General features: G+C 48.0%; 17 protein-coding genes. 7 read left to right on the forward strand and 10 right to left on the reverse strand.

Going from position 1 to position 18,393, the window contains the following annotated elements; genetic code table 11:
• Nucleotides 1–40 precede the first annotated feature (40 nt).
• From MHI01_RS16430 to MHI01_RS16455, 6 genes are all read right to left on the reverse strand, one after another.
• Nucleotides 41–799 (reverse strand): nucleoside phosphorylase, encoded by a 759-nt coding sequence (locus tag MHI01_RS16430; protein ID WP_340983644.1) that lies wholly within the window; start codon nt 797–799, stop codon nt 41–43.
• Between the two features lies 1 nt (nt 800).
• Nucleotides 801–1,472 carry a sulfite oxidase-like oxidoreductase gene (locus MHI01_RS16435; protein WP_017691010.1) on the reverse strand — a complete coding sequence of 224 codons (672 nt, stop codon included), beginning with the start codon at nt 1,470–1,472 and terminating at the stop codon, nt 801–803.
• 46 nt (nt 1,473–1,518) lie between these two features.
• Nucleotides 1,519–2,442: an ABC transporter permease gene (locus MHI01_RS16440; protein WP_017691011.1), complete on the reverse strand. Its 924-nt coding sequence runs from the start codon at nt 2,440–2,442 to the stop codon at nt 1,519–1,521.
• Nucleotides 2,426–3,493, reverse strand: a complete 1,068-nt coding sequence (locus MHI01_RS16445; RefSeq protein ID WP_036616697.1) for an ABC transporter permease — start codon at nt 3,491–3,493, stop codon at nt 2,426–2,428. Before MHI01_RS16445 ends, MHI01_RS16440 begins: the two co-directional genes overlap by 17 nt.
• Complete coding sequence (locus MHI01_RS16450; RefSeq protein ID WP_127551676.1) at nt 3,490–4,989, reverse strand: ABC transporter ATP-binding protein; 1,500 nt, start codon at nt 4,987–4,989, stop codon at nt 3,490–3,492. The genes MHI01_RS16445 and MHI01_RS16450 overlap by 4 nt, the downstream gene beginning before the upstream one ends.
• 294 nt (nt 4,990–5,283) lie before the next feature.
• Entirely contained in the window at nt 5,284–6,315 is a 1,032-nt protein-coding gene (locus MHI01_RS16455) for a BMP family lipoprotein (RefSeq protein WP_340983645.1), read from the reverse strand.
• A gap of 276 nt (nt 6,316–6,591) precedes the next feature.
• On the opposite strand from MHI01_RS16455, the gene MHI01_RS16460 reads away from it, so the two are divergent.
• The 3 genes from MHI01_RS16460 to MHI01_RS16470 all read left to right on the forward strand — a co-directional run bounded on the left by MHI01_RS16460 (nt 6,592) and on the right by MHI01_RS16470 (nt 10,989).
• The gene (locus tag MHI01_RS16460; RefSeq protein WP_340983647.1) at nt 6,592–8,013 is read left to right on the forward strand and encodes a hypothetical protein; all 1,422 of its coding nucleotides are present in this window, start codon (nt 6,592–6,594) and stop codon (nt 8,011–8,013) included.
• Between the two features lie 242 nt (nt 8,014–8,255).
• Complete coding sequence (locus tag MHI01_RS16465; RefSeq protein ID WP_036616686.1) at nt 8,256–8,846, forward strand: DUF5317 domain-containing protein; 591 nt, start codon at nt 8,256–8,258, stop codon at nt 8,844–8,846.
• 310 nt (nt 8,847–9,156) lie between these two features.
• Complete coding sequence (locus MHI01_RS16470; RefSeq protein WP_076253889.1) at nt 9,157–10,989, forward strand: bifunctional diguanylate cyclase/phosphohydrolase; 1,833 nt, start codon at nt 9,157–9,159, stop codon at nt 10,987–10,989.
• Nucleotides 10,990–11,122: 133 nt separating this feature from the next.
• Here MHI01_RS16470 and MHI01_RS16475 read toward each other — a convergent pair whose 3' ends face one another.
• Nucleotides 11,123–11,290: a hypothetical protein gene (locus tag MHI01_RS16475; protein ID WP_017691019.1), complete on the reverse strand. Its 168-nt coding sequence runs from the start codon at nt 11,288–11,290 to the stop codon at nt 11,123–11,125.
• A gap of 306 nt (nt 11,291–11,596) precedes the next feature.
• Between MHI01_RS16475 and MHI01_RS16480 the strand changes: the two genes are divergently transcribed.
• The 4 genes from MHI01_RS16480 to MHI01_RS16495 all read left to right on the forward strand — a co-directional run bounded on the left by MHI01_RS16480 (nt 11,597) and on the right by MHI01_RS16495 (nt 16,208).
• Nucleotides 11,597–12,427: a sensor histidine kinase gene (locus MHI01_RS16480; RefSeq protein WP_076253890.1), complete on the forward strand. Its 831-nt coding sequence runs from the start codon at nt 11,597–11,599 to the stop codon at nt 12,425–12,427.
• 1 nt (nt 12,428) lies between these two features.
• Nucleotides 12,429–13,085, forward strand: coding sequence for a response regulator (locus tag MHI01_RS16485; protein ID WP_036616682.1), 657 nt, complete (start codon nt 12,429–12,431; stop codon nt 13,083–13,085).
• A gap of 207 nt (nt 13,086–13,292) precedes the next feature.
• Entirely contained in the window at nt 13,293–15,008 is a 1,716-nt protein-coding gene (locus MHI01_RS16490) for a copper resistance CopC/CopD family protein (protein ID WP_340983648.1), read from the forward strand.
• A 423-nt stretch (nt 15,009–15,431) separates the two neighbouring features.
• Nucleotides 15,432–16,208: a YcnI family copper-binding membrane protein gene (locus MHI01_RS16495; RefSeq protein WP_340983649.1), complete on the forward strand. Its 777-nt coding sequence runs from the start codon at nt 15,432–15,434 to the stop codon at nt 16,206–16,208.
• A gap of 227 nt (nt 16,209–16,435) precedes the next feature.
• Here MHI01_RS16495 and MHI01_RS16500 read toward each other — a convergent pair whose 3' ends face one another.
• Genes MHI01_RS16500 through MHI01_RS16510 form a run of 3 tightly spaced genes read right to left on the reverse strand, consistent with a single transcriptional unit; the run spans nt 16,436 to nt 18,367 of the window.
• The gene (locus tag MHI01_RS16500; protein ID WP_017691024.1) at nt 16,436–16,708 is read right to left on the reverse strand and encodes a hypothetical protein; all 273 of its coding nucleotides are present in this window, start codon (nt 16,706–16,708) and stop codon (nt 16,436–16,438) included.
• 56 nt (nt 16,709–16,764) lie between these two features.
• On the reverse strand, nt 16,765–18,054 hold the full coding sequence (locus tag MHI01_RS16505; protein ID WP_340983650.1) for a lipase family protein: 1,290 nt from the start codon (nt 18,052–18,054) through the stop codon (nt 16,765–16,767).
• Between the two features lie 31 nt (nt 18,055–18,085).
• The gene (locus MHI01_RS16510; RefSeq protein ID WP_017691026.1) at nt 18,086–18,367 is read right to left on the reverse strand and encodes a hypothetical protein; all 282 of its coding nucleotides are present in this window, start codon (nt 18,365–18,367) and stop codon (nt 18,086–18,088) included.
• Nucleotides 18,368–18,393: the final 26 nt, after the last annotated feature.

Raw genomic sequence — 18,393 nt, forward strand, 5'->3', positions numbered from 1 at the left:
TTGTAACAATGAGCAAAAATGTATACTTGCCTTAACCAACCTACGCCTGATCTTGGCGAGCAAGCGCGGCTAGTGCGCGTAGCGCTGCATTAATCTCGCGCTCCACCGCTTGTCCAACCGCATCCGTATGCGGATCATACTCGGCTGCCAGGTCACTGTCCGCGAATCCATCGATCGCGACAATGGCTCCGGCGCGAGCGCCACGCAAGGTACTGACGATGTAGAGCGCCGCAATTTCCATCTCAGCCGCAAGTGCTCCAGCCTGCTTGTACTTGCGGTGTGGAATCTCTTCCACGCCTGCAAAGAATGCATCCAGTGTTACGGTAATACCAACGCCCACTTTGCCTGCAAAGGTTGCAGCATCCGCGCTTTCTTGCTCACGAGCAGCTTCGATCAACGCTTGTGTCACCCCAATGTCCGCTACCGCTGGAAAACCATCCGGCACCAGTTGGCGAGTCAACCCGTCCGTACGAACAGCGGCTGTACTCACAAGCACACTGCCTGCCGGATAATCCGCTGTATACGATCCCGCTGTACCTACACGAATCAGAGTTGTTACACCCGCCCGAATCAGTTCCTCGAAACACACAGCTGCTCCAGGCGAACCTACACCATGACTGACCACAGCGATCTGTACCCCTTCATACAATCCAACAAATGTACGATACTCCCGACTGAACGCCAGTTCTCTCGCCTGCTCCAGTTTACAGGAAATCTTCTCCGCACGTGCCGGATCACCACAGACGATGGCATATGCCGGCATGTCTTCCGAATGAATCTGCAAAATAGGCATCAACATATCAATCAAACTCCTTCTTCGTCCACTCGTCTTCCGGAATCGGCAGATCTTCACCCGAGAAGCGTTGTTCCTTGAACGGATCGGCAAAATGGTGGAAACCATTCACTTCCCAGAATCCGTTACGGTCTTCTGTCATAAACTCCAGACCACGTATCCACTTGGCACTCTTCCAGAAGTAAAGTTGTGGCACAACCATACGCAGTGGAAAACCATGCTTGGGAGTAAGTGGCTCACCGTTATATTTGAATGCAAGCAATACATCATCATGCATCAATTCTTCGAGCGGTACATTTGTTTCATAATCATGATCTGCATGGATCATGACGTATTTTGCCTCTGGCTTAACCCCCAGAAGTTTCACAAAATCGGAGAAGCGTATACCTTCCCAGGGCGTATCGAATTTCGACCAACGGGTAACACAGTGAATATCACTCACCGTGTTCACCTGTGGCATCGCCTGCAACTCAGCCAGGGAGAACACCTTTTCCTCTTCCACTTCGCCGAATACCTTCAGGTCCCAGGTGGACAGGTCATATTCCGGCACTTCCCCTTCATGCAGAATCGGGAATTTCTCCGTCAGCATCTGTCCTGGCGGCAGCCGATCTCCGTGATCGTTACCTGTTTTGGGTGCCGGGGTTTTACTTTTTTTCAAACGTTCAGCCTTGTTATGCAAGTGGAATTCCTCCTTCTTTTACTGTCTCTAACATAGACATTCAGAATTAACGCGAGCTTCCGCCCGCTTTCAGTGCATCCTGTGCATAGGTACGGTCTTTGAAAAAGAACATCGCGACCAGCGTCACAATATACGGCAGCATCAACGTGAAATGCGTTGGCAGGGAGAATCCTTGCAGACGAATACTCAATGCTTCCATGAAACCAAACAGTACACTGGAGCCCATCACGCCAAGCGGATTCGCTTGTCCTAACATTGTTGCCACCAGCGCTATAAAACCACGACCAGCAGTCATGCCTTCGGTAAACATCGTCACCTGACCGAGCGACAACTGTGCTCCAGCCAGAGCGCACAACACACCGCACATCAGAACGGCACCATACTGGATGCCACGTACCTTGATCCCGATGCTCTGTGCTGCAATCGGGTTCTCACCGACGGAGCGCAGGCGGAAGCCGGATACACTTTTGAACAGATAAAATTGTAGTGCAATCACGAGCACAATACCGAGGTAAACCAGCGGACTATGTCCCGATATTACATCGCCCACCCACGGGATGTCCTTAATCAGCGGAATATCCCACTTGGGAAGTCCCACCATGTCTTTGTCGTAGTATGCACCTTTTACATCAAAAATCGCACGCAGTGCAAAGGTCGTCACCCCCGCAGCCAGGAAGTTAAGCGAGATCCCGACCACGATGGCGTTGGCTTTCAGATTAATGCTTATAAAGGCAAAGAGCGCCGAGAATAACATCACAATTATAATGGAAAAGAGTACCGCCAGCAGCACATTGCCAAACAGATAATTACCGACAATAGCGGAGAACGCACCTATCAGCACCAGTCCTTCGAGACCCACGTTAAACAGACCGACACGAGAACATAAAGCCCCACCGAGCGCTGCAAGCAGGATTGGAGTCATAATCCGCAAGGTTGAGCCAAACATGGCTGCATCAAACAGTTGTTGCATTGGACTTTTTCTCCTTTCTCCGCTTCAGGAATGAATAACCGATCTGAGCTGATACAAATAACGTCAATACAGCTTGGATGACACTGCCAACTTCCAGCGGTACATCCGTGTTCCGTTCCATCCCCATGGCACCCGTCTGTAGCGCAGCCAGCAAAATAGCTGCTACAGCTGTACCGAGTGGATGCGAGCGGGCAAGCAACGTGGCCATAATGCCGCTCCATGCGTAACTTGCCGATGACAATGAGCCATCAAGGAAACGGTACTGTGTACCGAGCACTTCCCCCGCACCCGCGAGTCCAGCAAGTCCACCACTGATGACCATGGACAGCATCATCATGCGAATGCGGCGAACACCACCGTAGGTTGCAAAGGACGGGTTGCTTCCGAGCATGCGGATCTCGTAACCGGTCACCGTTTTATGTGTGAACCAGTAGATCAGAATGGCCGCTACAATGGCAATAATGAAGCCTGCATGCAGCCCCATGCCCTGGAACAACTTCGGCAACCAGATACTCTGGTCAATCATGGGTGTCTGAGCCATTGCTGCAGATCCTGTGCGGTCCTTAAATGGATAGGAGACCATGTAGCCCCCGAAATAAATGGCAATATAGTTAAGTAGTAAGGTTGTGATCAACAAGTTCATCCCGAAGCGTGCATCCAGCCAGCCTGCAAACAGGGACCAGATTCCCCCGGCAATAATACCTGCCACAATCGCAGCAATACACACAAACCAGCCTGGTCCTGGCAGATAGAGCGCCGTGAGCGCGGCACTAAGCCCGCCAAGAATCATCTGGCCTTCGGCTCCCATATTGAAGAATCCGGCACGGAATGCCAATGCTACGCCAAGTCCCGCCAAGATGATTGGTGTGGAACGAGCCAACGTATTGGTGAAGAAGTAGAAGTTACCGAAGGCCCCTTTCCACATCTCCGCATACGTATCCACCACATTACCGCCAACGATCAGAATCGCCACAGCCCCTGCAATCAGACCGATGAATACGGCAAGCAGCGGCTGTACGAGTCCGCGAAGTGTTTCTTTTACCCGATTCATATCCGCTCTTTCCCTCCTGCCATTAACAAACTGATCTGTTCCTCAGTCGCTTCTTCTGCTCTCAGTTCTCCGGCAATTTCGCCTTCATACATGACAATAATCCGATCAGATAATTGCAAAATCTCCGACAACTCGGATGAAATGAGCAGAATACCCGCGCCCTCACTGCGTTTACGCAACAATTCGGCATGTATCGTCTCCATCGCTCCGATATCCACACCACGTGTTGGTTCGGCTGCAATCAGAAACGGTGTATCCTGTGCAAATTCACGGGCAGCAATCAACTTCTGCAAGTTTCCTCCGGACAGAAACTGTGCCTTGGTTTCCGCAGAACCCGTCTTGATGCTGAACTGTTGGATCCAACTCTCTACCATTGTTCTTGCTGCTTTGGCTTTGATAATACCGCGTGACTGCAAGCGATGATGGTGTCCCATCAGCCCGTTTTCGCGAACACTCGCATCCTTGGCCGCTCCCCACATATAACGATCTTCCGGGATATGAGCAAGTCCATGCTCCCGAATGCGCCGTACCGGCCAGTTGGTTGTATCCTGCCCGGAGAGTACAACGCGACCACTATCCGCCTTACGCAGTCCAGCAATGACCTGAATCAGTTCCGACTGGCCGTTACCTGAGATGCCTGCTATGCCCACGACCTCACCTTTACGAACTTCCATATGGATGTCCTTGAGCGCCGAACGATCCTTCGCTCCGGACAGATTAACCCCTTCCACCTGAAGCACCGCTTCTGCTGGTACCGATGGCTGCTTGTCCATACGCACAAGTTCACGACCAACCATCAGACGGGATAACTCCTCCACATGTGTATCCTTGGCTTCCAACGTACCTGTCACCTGACCATCCCGAAGCACCGTGATTCGGTCGGCTACATCCATGACTTCTTGCAGCTTGTGCGTGATCAGTACAAAGGTTTTGCCCAGCTTGGCGAGAGATTTCATGTTCGCCAGCAGTTCCTTCACTTCAAGCGGTGTTAGTACCGCCGAAGGTTCATCCAATATAATGATGTCTGCGCCCTGATGCAGCACCTTGAGAATTTCAACTCGCTGCTGCATGCCAAGCGGGCACTCGGACACTTTTTTCCACGGGTCAACCGGCATGCCATATTGTCTGCCAAGCTCGTTCACCTGAGCCGCTGCTTTTTTGCGGTCAAATGCGCCTGCCTTAGCCGGTTCGCGTCCAATCACGATGTTCTCCGCCACCGTAAAGGAAGGGAACAGCATGAAATGCTGATGCACCATACCGATGCCACTTGCCATCGCCTGGGACGGGGTGGCAAAGCTCACCTCACGTCCACGGACTTTGATTGTGCCTGACGTGGGCTGTTCCATACCATACAGCATACGCATCAAGGTTGTTTTACCGGCCCCGTTCTCACCGACAAGGGCATGAATCTCTCCCTCACGCAAATTAAAACGGATGTCACGATTAGCGGTGAAGCCGCCGTACTTCTTCGTAATCTGCTCCATCTCCAACAGCATATCTCGCGTTCGCTCCCCTCAGTTCAACTTAAAAAGGTTACACTCGCCACTACGATGACAGAACAACCTTCCGATCGCCGTTATCCCCAGATTTTTTTGATTCCCTTTTGACACGGGAAAATCCGGGGATAAATGCGAACGCGTTGCTTCTTCAGGTTATTTCTGTCCTCTTCGTTATCGTGTAAACGATAAGTTGAACATATACTGGTCATTTAATAGCAGCAAAACCGGCTGCCTGATCGGGCAGCCGGCTGATCATTTCCATCACTCATTCATTGAAAAGAACATTCAAAACTATTGTTGCAATGGATCTTTGACTACGATTTTGCCGGATACGATATCATCCTTGATTGCTTTAACCTTGTCGATCACTTCTTGTCCGACAAAAGCATTCAATGGAGATTCGCTGTCACGTGTAACGTACGTCAGGCCTACACCGTCTTCTTTCAAACCGTAGTTAACAGCGCCAGCTTTGAAGTTGCCTTCTACGAAATCTTTCACGGTCTCATAAGCAACCGTATCCGTTGACTTCAATTGAGACAATACGATATGTTCCGGGTCTTCAACCGTACGGTCCGTATCCTGACCGGAAGTGTAGAAGCCTTTTTCCTTGGCTGCTTCGAACACGCCGAGATCACCTACAGCGGATGCGCCAGCGATGAAGTCAGCGCCTTTGCCGAATTGTACCAGCGCCAATTCTTTTGCTTTGGCCGGGTCATTAAATCCACCTACATAGTTCACGAGGAATTCTGCACCCGGATTCACGGATTCCAATCCAGCTTTGAAACCTTCCGTATATTTCTTGATCAATGGTACATCCATTGCTGCGATCATGCCGACTTTGTCTGTTTTGGTGGACAATCCAGCAGCTGCACCGAGCAGGTACGCCCCTTCATATTCACGGAAACCAACGCTACGAACGTTAGGAAGATCAACGGTTGTATCTACAATTGCAAAGGACTTTTCCGGATTCTCTGCTGCGACTTTCTTCAATGCATCTTCTGCCTGGAAAGTTGCTGTAATAATCAGATCATAATTCTCGGCAACCGCAGCACGCAGATTTTGTTCAAATGCTGCCGGGTCTGTCGATTCAATCGTCTTGGTATCTACTTTGAATTCTTCGCCTGCTTTTTTGAAACCTTCATCCATCTGTACAAAGAAAGGGTTAACCCCTATTTTTTCGGGAAGAACGAGGGCCATCCGAAGAGATTTCTCCGAATCACTGCCTTGGGCGGATTGTTCGTCTTTGGAAGCCGAATTCCCACAAGCTGCCAACAAAATAGCCAACATGATGATCGATAAGACGAACGATAAACCTCTTTTCATTTTGAAAATACCCCTTTTCAACATTCTTTTTTCTTATCCTAGCGGATACTGTCGATCCTTGTCAATAAATCTTTGAGCGTATACACTCAAATAGAATATAATTGACAATTCGCTTTCTACCAAGCTTTGGAAACCGTTCTGTATCAAGCTTTTTTTCGTTGACATCCAGCGCGTCTCCGTGCTAAAGTCAATCCAATTATTCTATTCTGATAGGAATTGTCAGAATTATAACCCAAAGCTGATTATTTTCCAACCCATTTTAAGGAGGCTATTCATTTGAAAAAAATCACCCAGATCACGTTGGCGGCCCTACTCGCCGCTCCGGTAACACTCGGCAGCCTTAGCTTGCCCGCTTCCACTTCTGCAGCATCTGCAACTCCGGCTAAACCCGCCACCTCACAAAGTGTCAAAGGACCGGTAGCTCAGGCGCCAGTTGCCTATACGGAAAGCGCAGCGGATTTTGCTCAATTCTTGCAAGCGAAATACAACATTCAATTGCCGCAACAGATTACCAAAGGTGATTTCATTCAAGCCATTGCAGCCATCACGGAAGCAACTCAAGCAAGTGACAGTGAAGCCAAAGCTCCTGTCTTTACCGATCTGTCTTCTGGTGATTCTTCATATGATGCTGCCGTATCCTTATACAATAATGGGGTTCTTACGGGTACAGAAGTACGTGCCAAGGATCAACTGAGCACTTATGCAGCGGTCTTCATCGCGGTGAAAGCAACCGGATTCAAGGAACTGGCTTATACTTATCCTGCAGAGAAAACAGCCAAAGCGCTTGCCAAAGCTGGCATTAGCCCAAACCGTGTTCAGGGACAAGCCGCACAGGAGCTGGCTGCTGCGATCGATACAGGCCTGATTCCTGAAAGCCTATACCCCGCTCTCCTTAAGGGTGGCGTAGCAAGTAAAGATTTCGCTGATACTTTGCTTGGACGCGTATTGGTCAGTCAAGGGAAATACAAACATGAGATTGGGCGTTCCGGCGATGCGGACATCTATTCCAAACTGTATGCTGCATATCGCACAGCGGATCTGATCGAATCACCTGAGCTGAGAAAGATTGTGGATCAGGCGCTGCGAGATGATCTCGTAACAGGTTACAATCTGAAGGATAGCCGCTTTGATTCCAACTTTATCGATGAACTGACACTTACCTACGGCCACGATAATATTCAACATGCTGTACAGTTGGTTGGTTTGCTGCGTAGCGAAGGTATTGATGCTGATGTGCAATTCCAGCCGAAGACATCTGCCTTCATTTATTTGAAGGAATGGGGCGAGCCGAAGGAAACGCCAGACTATAGAGTGACACAGATCGAGAACGGTAACTATATTGCTTCTGCGAAGGAATATGATATTCAGTTCGAGTTCAACAATGTGGCAGACAAAGTTCGCTTCAACGACATTGTGCTGAAATATGCCAAAAAGAATAGTGACAGTACATCTCCACTGATTCTCAGCTCCTGGTGGCAACCGCTGTATTATTCACCAACCGCATTGGCGAACTACCCTGTCATTTCCAATAATAAGATCGCGCTTGGCAATTACTATGCTCAGTCCTTCTCTCTGAAAGAAAATGCCAAATCCATTCGGGAAGGTTTCCTGAAACTGGCACCTGATGCGGACATTACGACGTATGACTTCTGGGTGGACCAGCCTTTCTTCAACTATCTGAACGGTGGATCTGAATAAAATAAATTCCGTCTTCAACCGAATTAAAGCTCGTATTTTGGCACCATAAGTAGCCGTCCTTACCGAATTTTACAGGGGTTTCGACCCCTAGATTCGTAAAGGCGGTTTTTTGTTCAGCATTTTGCAAATTTCTTCTACAAAATCATTTTTCTCATGCAGGAATTACCAATATAAGGTCGAATCCTTTATGTACACAAACACGCAATCATATTGCATATCTCCGCACGAACAGGAGTTACTCCATGGTATATGACGGTATTCTACTAGGCTTGATCGTTGGATTTTTTCGGGGCGGGTTGCGGCATGGGCTCAACCAGTTTGCAGCACTCAAGCTGCGAAGTGGCTGGATTTTCCCTGTATTGCTGCTAATCCAGTTCTTTATTTTCTATCTCCAGGAACGATTCGAATGGGTGGCATCCATTAATGGATATCTCTTTGCTGCCGTCTACATTACAGGGCTCGCTTTCCTGTGGCTCAACAGACACCATACCGGTTTCATGCTCATCTGGATTGGGGTATTTCTCAATTTTGCCGTTATGGCTGTAAACGGTGGGCGCATGCCTGTTTCTGTAGAAGCCTCCGCTGTACTGGGCCCCTACTATGTAGACATGCTCAGGGAAGGCGGCGCCGTATCAAAGCATTTTATGATGGATGCATCTACAAATCTGCCTTTTCTCGGTGATATCATCCCACTCTCCAGCCCTTATCCACGGACTCAGGTCATCAGCATCGGTGATGTGGTCATGAATATTGGCATATTCCTTTTTATTCAATACATGATGGTGAATCGGGACAAAAAGGCTGTGCAACCTGCTAAAACTCATCAGGCTTGAAGAAAACAGGTAGACTCCAAGGAAGGGAGGTCTTCTCCATGAAAAAATTTGAAGGTGTGAAATATTCCCGCATTGTCATCAACGCAATCATCGTGGCTTCTGTCGTTGTAGCATTAACTTCGGGATACAAGCTGGGCGGCTAGTATCCATACCGCCAAACAAGACAAACAGGCTGCCAGCGGCCTGTTTTTTCTGTCTGGATTTTTGACAGGCAACTTGGTATGTTATACATCTATATAGTATATCCCTATAGAAGAAAACCAACTATATACACATCAAGAGTAGACTAAACTCAAGCAGGAGATTTTTTATGAACTTTATTCGTAACCTTATCCATAAGGCAGATCGAAGCAGTATGTATGTTATTTTGCTTAGTTGTACCGGGATCGGTGTTTTTCTATACATGAATAAGTGGTCTTACCTTCATCTAACCACGGCGGATTGGGTTATGGTCTATACCATGCTGGGTGCGGCGTTAATTCTGGATTATTTCACGTTCCAGATTCCACCCAAAGGTAATCAGCAATCCATGGATTCATCGGTATACCTTGCCTGTATATTCATGTTTGGCGGAGCTTTCAGTTTATCTGTACTGCTACCTGTCTCCATCATTTTGTTAATCAAAGAGCGCAAACTCACTTGGTGGAAACACATTGTCAATTTCAGCATCTACAGTATCATGATTACGGGAGCAGCTGCCGTGTTTGAGTGGACTGGCGGGCAATCGGGAACTCTGGACGACTATAACTTGATTCCTTATTTTGCAGCACTCGCAGCTTACTTCATCATCAACACGATCACACTTGGCTTATTCTTTCATTTCTCAACAAAGGATGCATTACAGCAGATGAAGCGGGCATTCGTTACCGAATCCCTGCTGGTTTATCTGTGTACGCTGATTCTGGCGCTGGTCCTGACAATTCTGGTTGTGCACAATGGCGTACTTGGCCTGTTGTTGTATCTAAGTCTTAGCATTCTGCTCTCCCATGCATTCAGGCAGTTGTTCGTGATGTATCAGACGATTGAGGAAAAGGCCAACACGGATCAACGTACGGGTCTGTTCAACCATAGTTATTTCGAAAGCATGTTAGAAAGCGAACTGACTAACGCTCGAACGCAGGGAACCCAGCTCTGTCTGGGGCTTATTGATATTGATGATTTCAAAAAGTATAACGATCGGTTTGGCCACCTTCAAGGTGACAGTCTGCTAGCCCTGCTGGGGGATTTTCTAATGCGAAAGACGGAAGGCACACCTGTTACCGCCTTTCGTTATGGAGGAGAAGAGTTCACTTTGCTCATGCCAGGCATGGAGTTGGACGAATCCTACAGGTTTATGAACAAGCTGCGTAAACAACTGAACGACACGCCGTTTGAAGGCGTTGAAGTGTTTCCACACGGTTGTCTCTCCTTCTCTGCTGGCGTCGCGCCCTATCAGGTGGATATGTATAACAAATCCCAGCTTGTGGATCAGGCGGATAAAGCACTATATTATGCGAAGAAACAGGGCAAGAACAACGTGCACCGCCACGGCAGCAATGATGGCATGGAACACGAGATTGATCTGGTACAGGACGTTCGTGACATCGAGCAGCAACTCAATCTGTTCAGATACAAGGATATGGATACGTTTAAACATTCCAAACGGGTCTACAAATATGCACTGGATATCAGTGAATTGCTCGCACTGGACAATGCGGAAAAACGTCGTTTCGTCCTGGGAGCACTGATTCATGACATCGGCAAACTGGAGATTCCTTGGTCCATTTTGAACAAAAAGGACAAGCTCACCGCAGAAGAATGGGAAACGATCAAAGGACATGTCACCTGGGGCAAAAAAATGGTGATCACGAACGATCGCTTCGCCGATCTGATTCCTTATATTGAACTTCACCACGAGCGCTATGATGGCAAAGGCTATCCTTACGGCCTGAAGGGTAACGAGATTCCCCGGCTCTGCCGGATGCTGACCGTGATTGACTCCTTTGATGCCATGACGACAGAGCGGCCGTATCAGGAAACCAAGAACGTGGAAGAAGCCATTCGGGAGCTACGCTCATGTTCGGGTTCACAGTTTGATCCGGAGCTTGCCGAGTTGTTCATTCAATATATTGAGAAAAGAACCGCTCAGCAACAGTTGCAGTAAAATAAACAGAACTTCTTCTATAAGCCCAGAAAAAGTAAAAGCGCTATCCCCGGTCTGATCGGAGATAGCGCCATTTTCATTTTCATGGAATGAATCGTACACCAGACAACTTCATTCTCGTGCAGATTCTACATTAAGATTTGGTATTCAGCTCATGTGAGGTCTGATGCAGCTCTTTAATCATCTGCTGCAAAAACATGTTGTCTTGGCGACTGATACCGTGCTGATTGTCTTGAACAAGCATCTGATGAATGTTCTTTTTGAGCAATTCACTGCGACGTTCCAATACTTCTTGACTCATGTTGTTGCTTCACTCCTTAACATGTTTTGTAATGAATTCACGTTCTATATTAAGTATAGAGGACCTTCTCCGATAGGGAAAACGGACTCAGCCTTCCTCAGCTGGTCACACCAACCCTCACCTAGCGTGACAACATTTCACCCCTTGTCGTTCTTAGATATCCTTCTAAATACTCCCTGATCCTCCCCAGCTTTCTCCAAAGACACAGACTAGGGTCTTGGACAAGCTTGGGTTATAATGATCCCATCCCTGTATAAATTAAAGTACCTAAATAAGCTAATCCTAGATCAAAGGAGTTCTGCATTCATGTCCTATAAACAAATTAAATGGATGATTCTGCTGATCCCCACATTCACGGTTGGCATCTGGGAATACATTCGCCATCAGTTTCTGATGCCATACCTTTCGATGGATGCTGGAAACTGGTTAACACCCGTCATCGTTTACCTCGTCAGCGTGACACTGCTCAGCCGATTGTTCCACATGCTCGAAGGTGCCAGGGCTGCTCTGGAGCAGGAACGTGCAGCAAAAGCAGCGCTGGAAGCTCGTGACCAATTGGCAAGAGAACTTCACGACGGCATATCTCAGTCTCTTTTCCTGCTCTCAGTGAAGACCGATAAAGCAGGCCGTAGTTTGGCAGGCAGCGGACATGAGCATGAGATCCAGGAGATTCAAAAAACCGTGCATGAAGTCAATACATATGTAAGGCAAGCTATTGCCCAGTTGCGTTTTGTTCCTGCCTCTACGGTAACATCAGAAATTATTTCACTGCATGCGCAGGTCGAAGTGCTTGTCAAGGAAACGGTACCTGGTGCACAGATTCATTGGGACCTCAAGGGTGTAACGTTCTCTGCCAAGGAACAAGTGGAACTGCTCGCTTGTATCCGGGAGGGACTACTGAATGTACGCAAACATGCGCAGGCTACCCGCGTTCAGGTTCACGCGGAAGGTAACCCAATTGCCTGGTTCATTTATATTCAGGATAATGGGAATGGACTAAGTGGAGATCCTCTTCATCTGAAGGATCGGTACGGACTGCGAATTACGAAGGAGCGTGCTGCCGAGATGGGTTGGTCTTTCACCCTCGATTCAAGACCGGGGCATACACGAATGACGATAGGAAAGGAGCATGCTTAATATGGAACATGTACGTGTATTGGTTGTTGATGATCATGCGCATGCGCGTGAAGCGATCTGTAGCATTTTATCCGAGGACAGCCTGTTTGAAGTGATTGGTACAGCTTCGAATGGACAGGAAGCGCTGGAGCTCACCGGACAATGGATGCCCGACCTGATCCTGATGGACGTGCAGATGCCGGGCATGGATGGGCTGGAAGCCACCCGTCAGATCAAGCTGCGATTCCCTTATGTTATTGTTGTTATGGTCACGGTATCGGATGATGTGACGTTTCTGTTCGAAGCACTGAAACAAGGCGCTCAAGGCTATTTGCTCAAAAATCTAACGCCTTCCACCTGGCTTGAATACCTGCGCGCCATCGTCAGTGACGACGCACCGCTCAGTAAAGAACTGGCCTACCGGATTTTGCAGGAGTTCCCCGCACCACGCAGTGAAGATGTGCAAGATAACCCGCTAACGGCGCGGGAACTTGAGATTCTGCAATGGGTATCTGCGGGATATACCAATCGGGAGATTGCCGATCAACTCGGTATTTCAGACCAGACGGTGAAGAATCATCTCAAAAACATTTTGCAGAAGCTCCAGCTTGAAAACCGGGTACAACTCACCCGCTACGCACTAGAAAGCGGGCTTGCAGGACGTAAACTTCGCAAATAAACATTGTTAATTCGGAGTCAATGATGCTTCCGACATAGGTGAGAAATGACATAGCATTCATGCTTTTGTCACAATTATGTAGACCAAACCGTTTTTTTATAGCCCAATGTAGTCATACGCAGTCATTTTGGACAAAGTTATAATGGGTTAGATTGTGTTTAAGGACCATGAATGACTACAAATCTATAACCTGAGGGTGATGATTTTTTGATTTTTACACGCTTTACCCTGAAATGGGGCAAACGGCACTGGGCATTGGTCACCTGTCTGTTGCTCGTATGTTGCCTTGTTATGCCACAGTGGGCATCTGCCCATGCTTATATTGTTAAGGCTTCGCCAGGAGAAAATGAGATCCTCGTAGCTGCTCCGGAGCGGCTGACGCTGGAGTTCAACGAATCCTTGCAGACGGCCTTTTATGATATCAAAATAACCGGCCCTGACGGCAATCAGGCAGACGATGGAAATGTAAAGATTGATGTGGATCGCCCTCATATTCTGGAGACTGGCCTGCAAGCTGGACTCGGGAACGGGACTTATGCCGTTAACTGGAAAGCTGTATCTGCCGATGGACACCCAATTCAAGGGGCGTATGTTTTCCATATCGGTGAACCATCCGGTTCTCCTGCCGGACTGAGTGATCTTACATCCGGTTCCGGTTCAACAGGTGGGCCGCTGAAATGGATTGTATCCCTGACAGACTGGATTCAGTATCTCGGATTGTCTGTCATTCTGGGGACACTTGCATTCTTACTGCTGCGAATCGCACCGACATCCATGACAAGAGAACCTATGGACGTTCCGGGCAGCTACAGATTGTTATGGATCAGTTATGCTGCTGCTTCCTTTGCCGCTCTGGTCAGCCTGCCACTGAATACGTTATATGAATCTGGTGTGGCTCTGAACGAACTAAGCTGGGCACTGATCGGAAGTGCGCTCAAGCTGACATCCTTTGGTCAGATCTGGATGTTACAGATACTCATTGTAATGCTGCTGGCCGTCACGATTCTCTCCGGATATGATCGCGATCGATCCATCCGTGCTCGCATCTGGTCTTCCTATGGCTCACTTGTGCTCGTGCTTGGATGGCTGTTCACGCATGCCATGACGGGACATCCGGCTGCGGCGGATCAACGTGCTCTCGCGATTGCCATGGACTTCGTGCATCTGATCGGTGCCGCTTTCTGGATTGGCGCACTAACCGCCATGGCGATATGTTTGCCTCCACTGGCGGATAAGCTACCATCGAAGGTGCGAGGAGAGGTCTACTGGGTTGCTATTCGCAGGTTTACCGCCTGGGGAATTGGCGCCGTAGCCGCTCTGGTTGCTACAGGGATATACAGCAGTCTGATTATTCTACCAGCACCTGTGCTGACTTCCCTGTTCACTACAGCTTATGGCCTTGTCCTGATCGGCAAGATCGTCCTGCTTATTGTAATGCTTGTCTTCGCCTGGCGTCATGCCAGATTGGCAAGAGCAGCAACAGGAAGCAGATTATCCGGTAGCCTGAAAGCGGAACTTGCCACCGGTGCTGTCATTCTCGCTCTTGCTGCCGTACTGACACACCTGTCTCCAGGACAACCCGCTGCGGTCGGACCGTATCAGGAGACAAAGACTACAGAAGACGGCTCGGCGATCACACTTCAGGTGAGTCCCAATATAACGGGAGAGAACCAATTCGAAGTTGATGTGAAACGGGCAGATGGAAGTATCGTTAATGATCTGGAACAGATCACACTGTCACTCACACATCTGGACATGGATATGGGGATCTATGAGATTACCATTCCGAAAAACGACACCGGTGTGTACAAGGCTGAAGATTACATCTCCATGCCTGGACGTTGGAATATCAAGGTACATCTCCTGACCAAGACGTTGGATGCACTGGATGCCGAATTTGAGATCGACACCGCCAAGCCATAGTTACACAAAGATCAAATTGAAAAGTGACCCAATCTAAAATTAGTGTTTCTACAAACTGCAAATGTAGTGAAGGGAAAGAAATTGATTCTGGAGAAGCGAAGCTAAAAGCTTTCTGATCTACACGAGAACGGAGAGGACAGAAATAGCGTGAAGAAGCGAAGCGTTCGCCTAAAAGCTTTCTGAAAGAAAGCTGCTTCGGAAGCATATGCTATCCCCGGATTTTACCCTTTAAGAAAAGGGAATCAAAAAATCTGGGGATAACAGCGATCGGAAGGTTATTCTGTCATCGAAGTAGCAAGTGTAACCTGCTTTTAATCACTCGAAAGAACAATTCGTAACCGAAACGGCCTTTGCAGAACGTAGACACTCATTTAAGAAAATGGGCCGAATCTATATGATAAGAACTGAGAGGGGTTATTTATTTTGAAGAACACATCATGGATTTCCAAACTAACATCCACTATCGCAACAGGTACCGCAGCATTCATGTTATTCGCCGGATTCGCTAGCGCTCACGTTACCGTTAGCCCATCCGTTGCACAGACAAGTGCATGGCAGACGTACACCATTAAGATTCCATCCGAGAAAGAACTGCCTACAACCAAAATCACGATGAAAGTTCCAGAAGGTGTTGCATTCAAGCAATATCAACCACTGGCAGGCTGGAAAATCACTACAGAGAAGAACGATTCCAATGAAGTAACATCGATTACGTGGGAGATTGACGGCGATAACGAAGGCATTCTGGCAGGACAATTCCAGCAGTTCAACTTCGTTGCACAGAACCCTAAGGCGGAAGCTGAAGTAGCTTGGGATGCATTCCAATACTACAGCGATGGCAGCATCGTAGAATGGACAGGCCAACCAAGTGATGCCAACCCGCACAGTATCACAACGATTAGCGAAGATCCGGCTGCTGCTGGTAATGCTGCGGCAGGTGGAGGTCATGCCAACGATGGACATGATAGTGCAGGTACAGAAGGCGCCACTGGAGATAATGCAGCTACCGACGATAGCAAAGCAAACGATGACACCACGCTGGGCGATGCACTCAATGACACCGTTACAGGTGAACCAAACAACACGGATACAGACCCGGGTACGCTGAAGCTTCAACAAGCAACATTGATCGTATCCATTCTGGCCCTGATCCTGTCCTTCTTGGGGATTGCATTGGCTACGCGTCGCAAAAAACGTTAAGAACTAACTTACAGTTTTACGATAACTTGAGACAATTTCAGATAACAAAAAGCCTATGGCATACGGGTTCAAACCCGATATGCCGTAGGCTTTTTAGCTATCATCATTTTGATTGGCTACCCATGTTCTTTACAATCCGTGGTTAAGGCACTAATCATGCCGCTCCACGGTCACACTCTTATCCACGCTGATTACCATCCGCAATTTGGCATCAGCCTTACCACCCTTTAGCGTTCCTGATCCGTCTGGATCATGATCTCAATGTATTGCAGCAAGCTTTTCTTCTGCTGTTCAATGGATTGAATACGTCTGGACAGGCCCGCAAAAAACTCTTCAATCTGCTGTCTTGTATGATCTGCGGACTGGCCTTTCCAATCGTTCAAGCGACTATATAGCGCCCGCGCTTCCTGTTCATCGGCTTGCAGACGGGCAAGCAGCTGTGTCAGTTCTTTTTCCGCAATCCGAAGATCATTCAATTCCACCAGCAATTGTCCACCCACTCGTGTTCCCCTCCCCTATGTACGTGATATCAACGCTAGCCACCCAGAAATCCTAATTAAAAATGAACCGGACTCTCGTCAGCCTGCCGGAAAGCATCCGCCTTCTCATCAATAAAGTTCAGGAACTGGCTGGTGTGTTTCATATGCCATGTGCCAAGTTCATGAATGGATGCGTCCAATTGGGTGACAATTGGCTCCAGTCTGCGACTGCGGCTCGTATGCAGATATTGGGCCATGCGGGTTCGCACCTGATTCAGCTCCGCATTGCACTGTTGTGCATTTTGCTTCCACCGTGAAGCGACACTTTTCAGTTCTTCCGGCGTTACCTGAATTAGTCCGGAAGCTCCCCCCACTGAGCCAACACCTGCAACCATCTTGTTAGTCTGCACACCAAAGCTACGCATAACATCCGAAAGCTCCGTCATGATATTGGAAGGTTCACGGGGAGTTTTATTGATTTTCTCACCAGTGGTAGGGTCGTATAGATCATTGGAAATATAACCATTCTCGAACTGATACTGCTTCAGGTCGTGGTATTCCTTCCCACCAAAGGTGTTACCCATCTTATCTCCCATGCTCATGTTGTCATTCATGTCCTTGTAATTAGAGTTGATGTAATACATGGAACCAACATGACGATCATAGCCACCAAAGAATCCACTGGCAACAAAGTCACCCGGGTGACCAAAGTTTACGATCTGATTATCGAATCCACCCTCTTCTGCCTTGCGTTTCAGTGATGGAGTCAAGCTGGATATTACAGATGGCGCACTAAAGGTTACTGCCGTCATTCCCGTATGCGCTGCTGCATACTGAGCATTTCCGCCGCCTAATGAATGCCCTGTCAGAGAGAAGTCCAAATTCTTGTATTTGTTCTGCATATCCTTCGCGTAGTCTTCTGCTTCGTACATTTGATTTGGAAAAGGATTCAGCTTTTTATCAATCTGTCTATCCAGCTCACCCACCGCATTATCCAAATGAGTCAGTCCGGTGACGTCTTTTACCTTTTGAATTCCACCTGATAACCAATCGGGTGTGAAATCGGTAGATTGTTCAATTTTTCTGCCCAGTTCGGGGATCGCAATCTGACCATCCGCCAGAAAATCAGGCCCTTTACGATCCCATCCGGCACTTCCTTCTGTTCCTCGGTAAGAAATGACCGCCTGCCCCGTTTCCGGATTGTAAAAAGTCACTGCGTCAAACCCGGAATAACCGTTGCCATGCGTATCCTCAAGCACTTGCCAGCCTGGTAGATTCGCATATTCAGTACCTGCTTTGGCATTTTCATAAGCCAGTTCCGACATCAGACGGTATGTTTCATCATCAATTCTTGGTGTATCCCCCATGTTATGTTCACCTCCCAAAATTCAATACAATCTACTTGGCAAAAGGATCGTAGCCTTTCTCAATGATGGCTGCCTTGATGGCAGGGCTCATTCCAAAATTTTTGATTTTTTTATCATTATAGTCATAGGAAATAGTGAACTCCTGATCCTCCTGCTCTACTACATGCCCTTCCATTGCAATCGAGTCCAGTGCCATTTCGGGTAGCAACTCCTTGCTTGTAATGACAACGTTCATCTCATACTTGTCTTTGAAATATTTGACCGCTTTTGCTTCTGCTTCTTGAAAAAGTGCCTGTTTCTCACTTTCTTTCATGTTCTGACAGCCTCCCAAAATAAAGA

It is taken from the genome of Paenibacillus sp. FSL M7-0656, from assembly GCF_038003225.1.
Classification (GTDB): domain Bacteria; phylum Bacillota; class Bacilli; order Paenibacillales; family Paenibacillaceae; genus Paenibacillus; species Paenibacillus amylolyticus.

Bases quoted from the DNA above. Each gene is read 5' to 3' on its own strand.
- MHI01_RS16430 (WP_340983644.1), bottom strand. From the start codon at position 799: ATGTTGATGCCTATTTTGCAGATTCATTCGGAAGACATGCCGGCATAT.
- MHI01_RS16440 (WP_017691011.1), bottom strand. From the start codon at position 2,442: ATGCAACAACTGTTTGATGCAGCCATGTTTGGCTCAACCTTGCGGATT.
- MHI01_RS16445 (WP_036616697.1), bottom strand. From the start codon at position 3,493: ATGAATCGGGTAAAAGAAACACTTCGCGGACTCGTACAGCCGCTGCTT.
- MHI01_RS16450 (WP_127551676.1), bottom strand. From the start codon at position 4,989: ATGCTGTTGGAGATGGAGCAGATTACGAAGAAGTACGGCGGCTTCACC.
- MHI01_RS16455 (WP_340983645.1), bottom strand. From the start codon at position 6,315: ATGAAAAGAGGTTTATCGTTCGTCTTATCGATCATCATGTTGGCTATT.
- MHI01_RS16465 (WP_036616686.1), top strand. From the start codon at position 8,256: ATGGTATATGACGGTATTCTACTAGGCTTGATCGTTGGATTTTTTCGG.
- MHI01_RS16470 (WP_076253889.1), top strand. From the start codon at position 9,157: ATGAACTTTATTCGTAACCTTATCCATAAGGCAGATCGAAGCAGTATG.
- MHI01_RS16475 (WP_017691019.1), bottom strand. From the start codon at position 11,290: ATGAGTCAAGAAGTATTGGAACGTCGCAGTGAATTGCTCAAAAAGAAC.
- MHI01_RS16480 (WP_076253890.1), top strand. From the start codon at position 11,597: ATGTCCTATAAACAAATTAAATGGATGATTCTGCTGATCCCCACATTC.
- MHI01_RS16485 (WP_036616682.1), top strand. From the start codon at position 12,429: ATGGAACATGTACGTGTATTGGTTGTTGATGATCATGCGCATGCGCGT.
- MHI01_RS16505 (WP_340983650.1), bottom strand. From the start codon at position 18,054: ATGGGGGATACACCAAGAATTGATGATGAAACATACCGTCTGATGTCG.
- MHI01_RS16510 (WP_017691026.1), bottom strand. From the start codon at position 18,367: ATGAAAGAAAGTGAGAAACAGGCACTTTTTCAAGAAGCAGAAGCAAAA.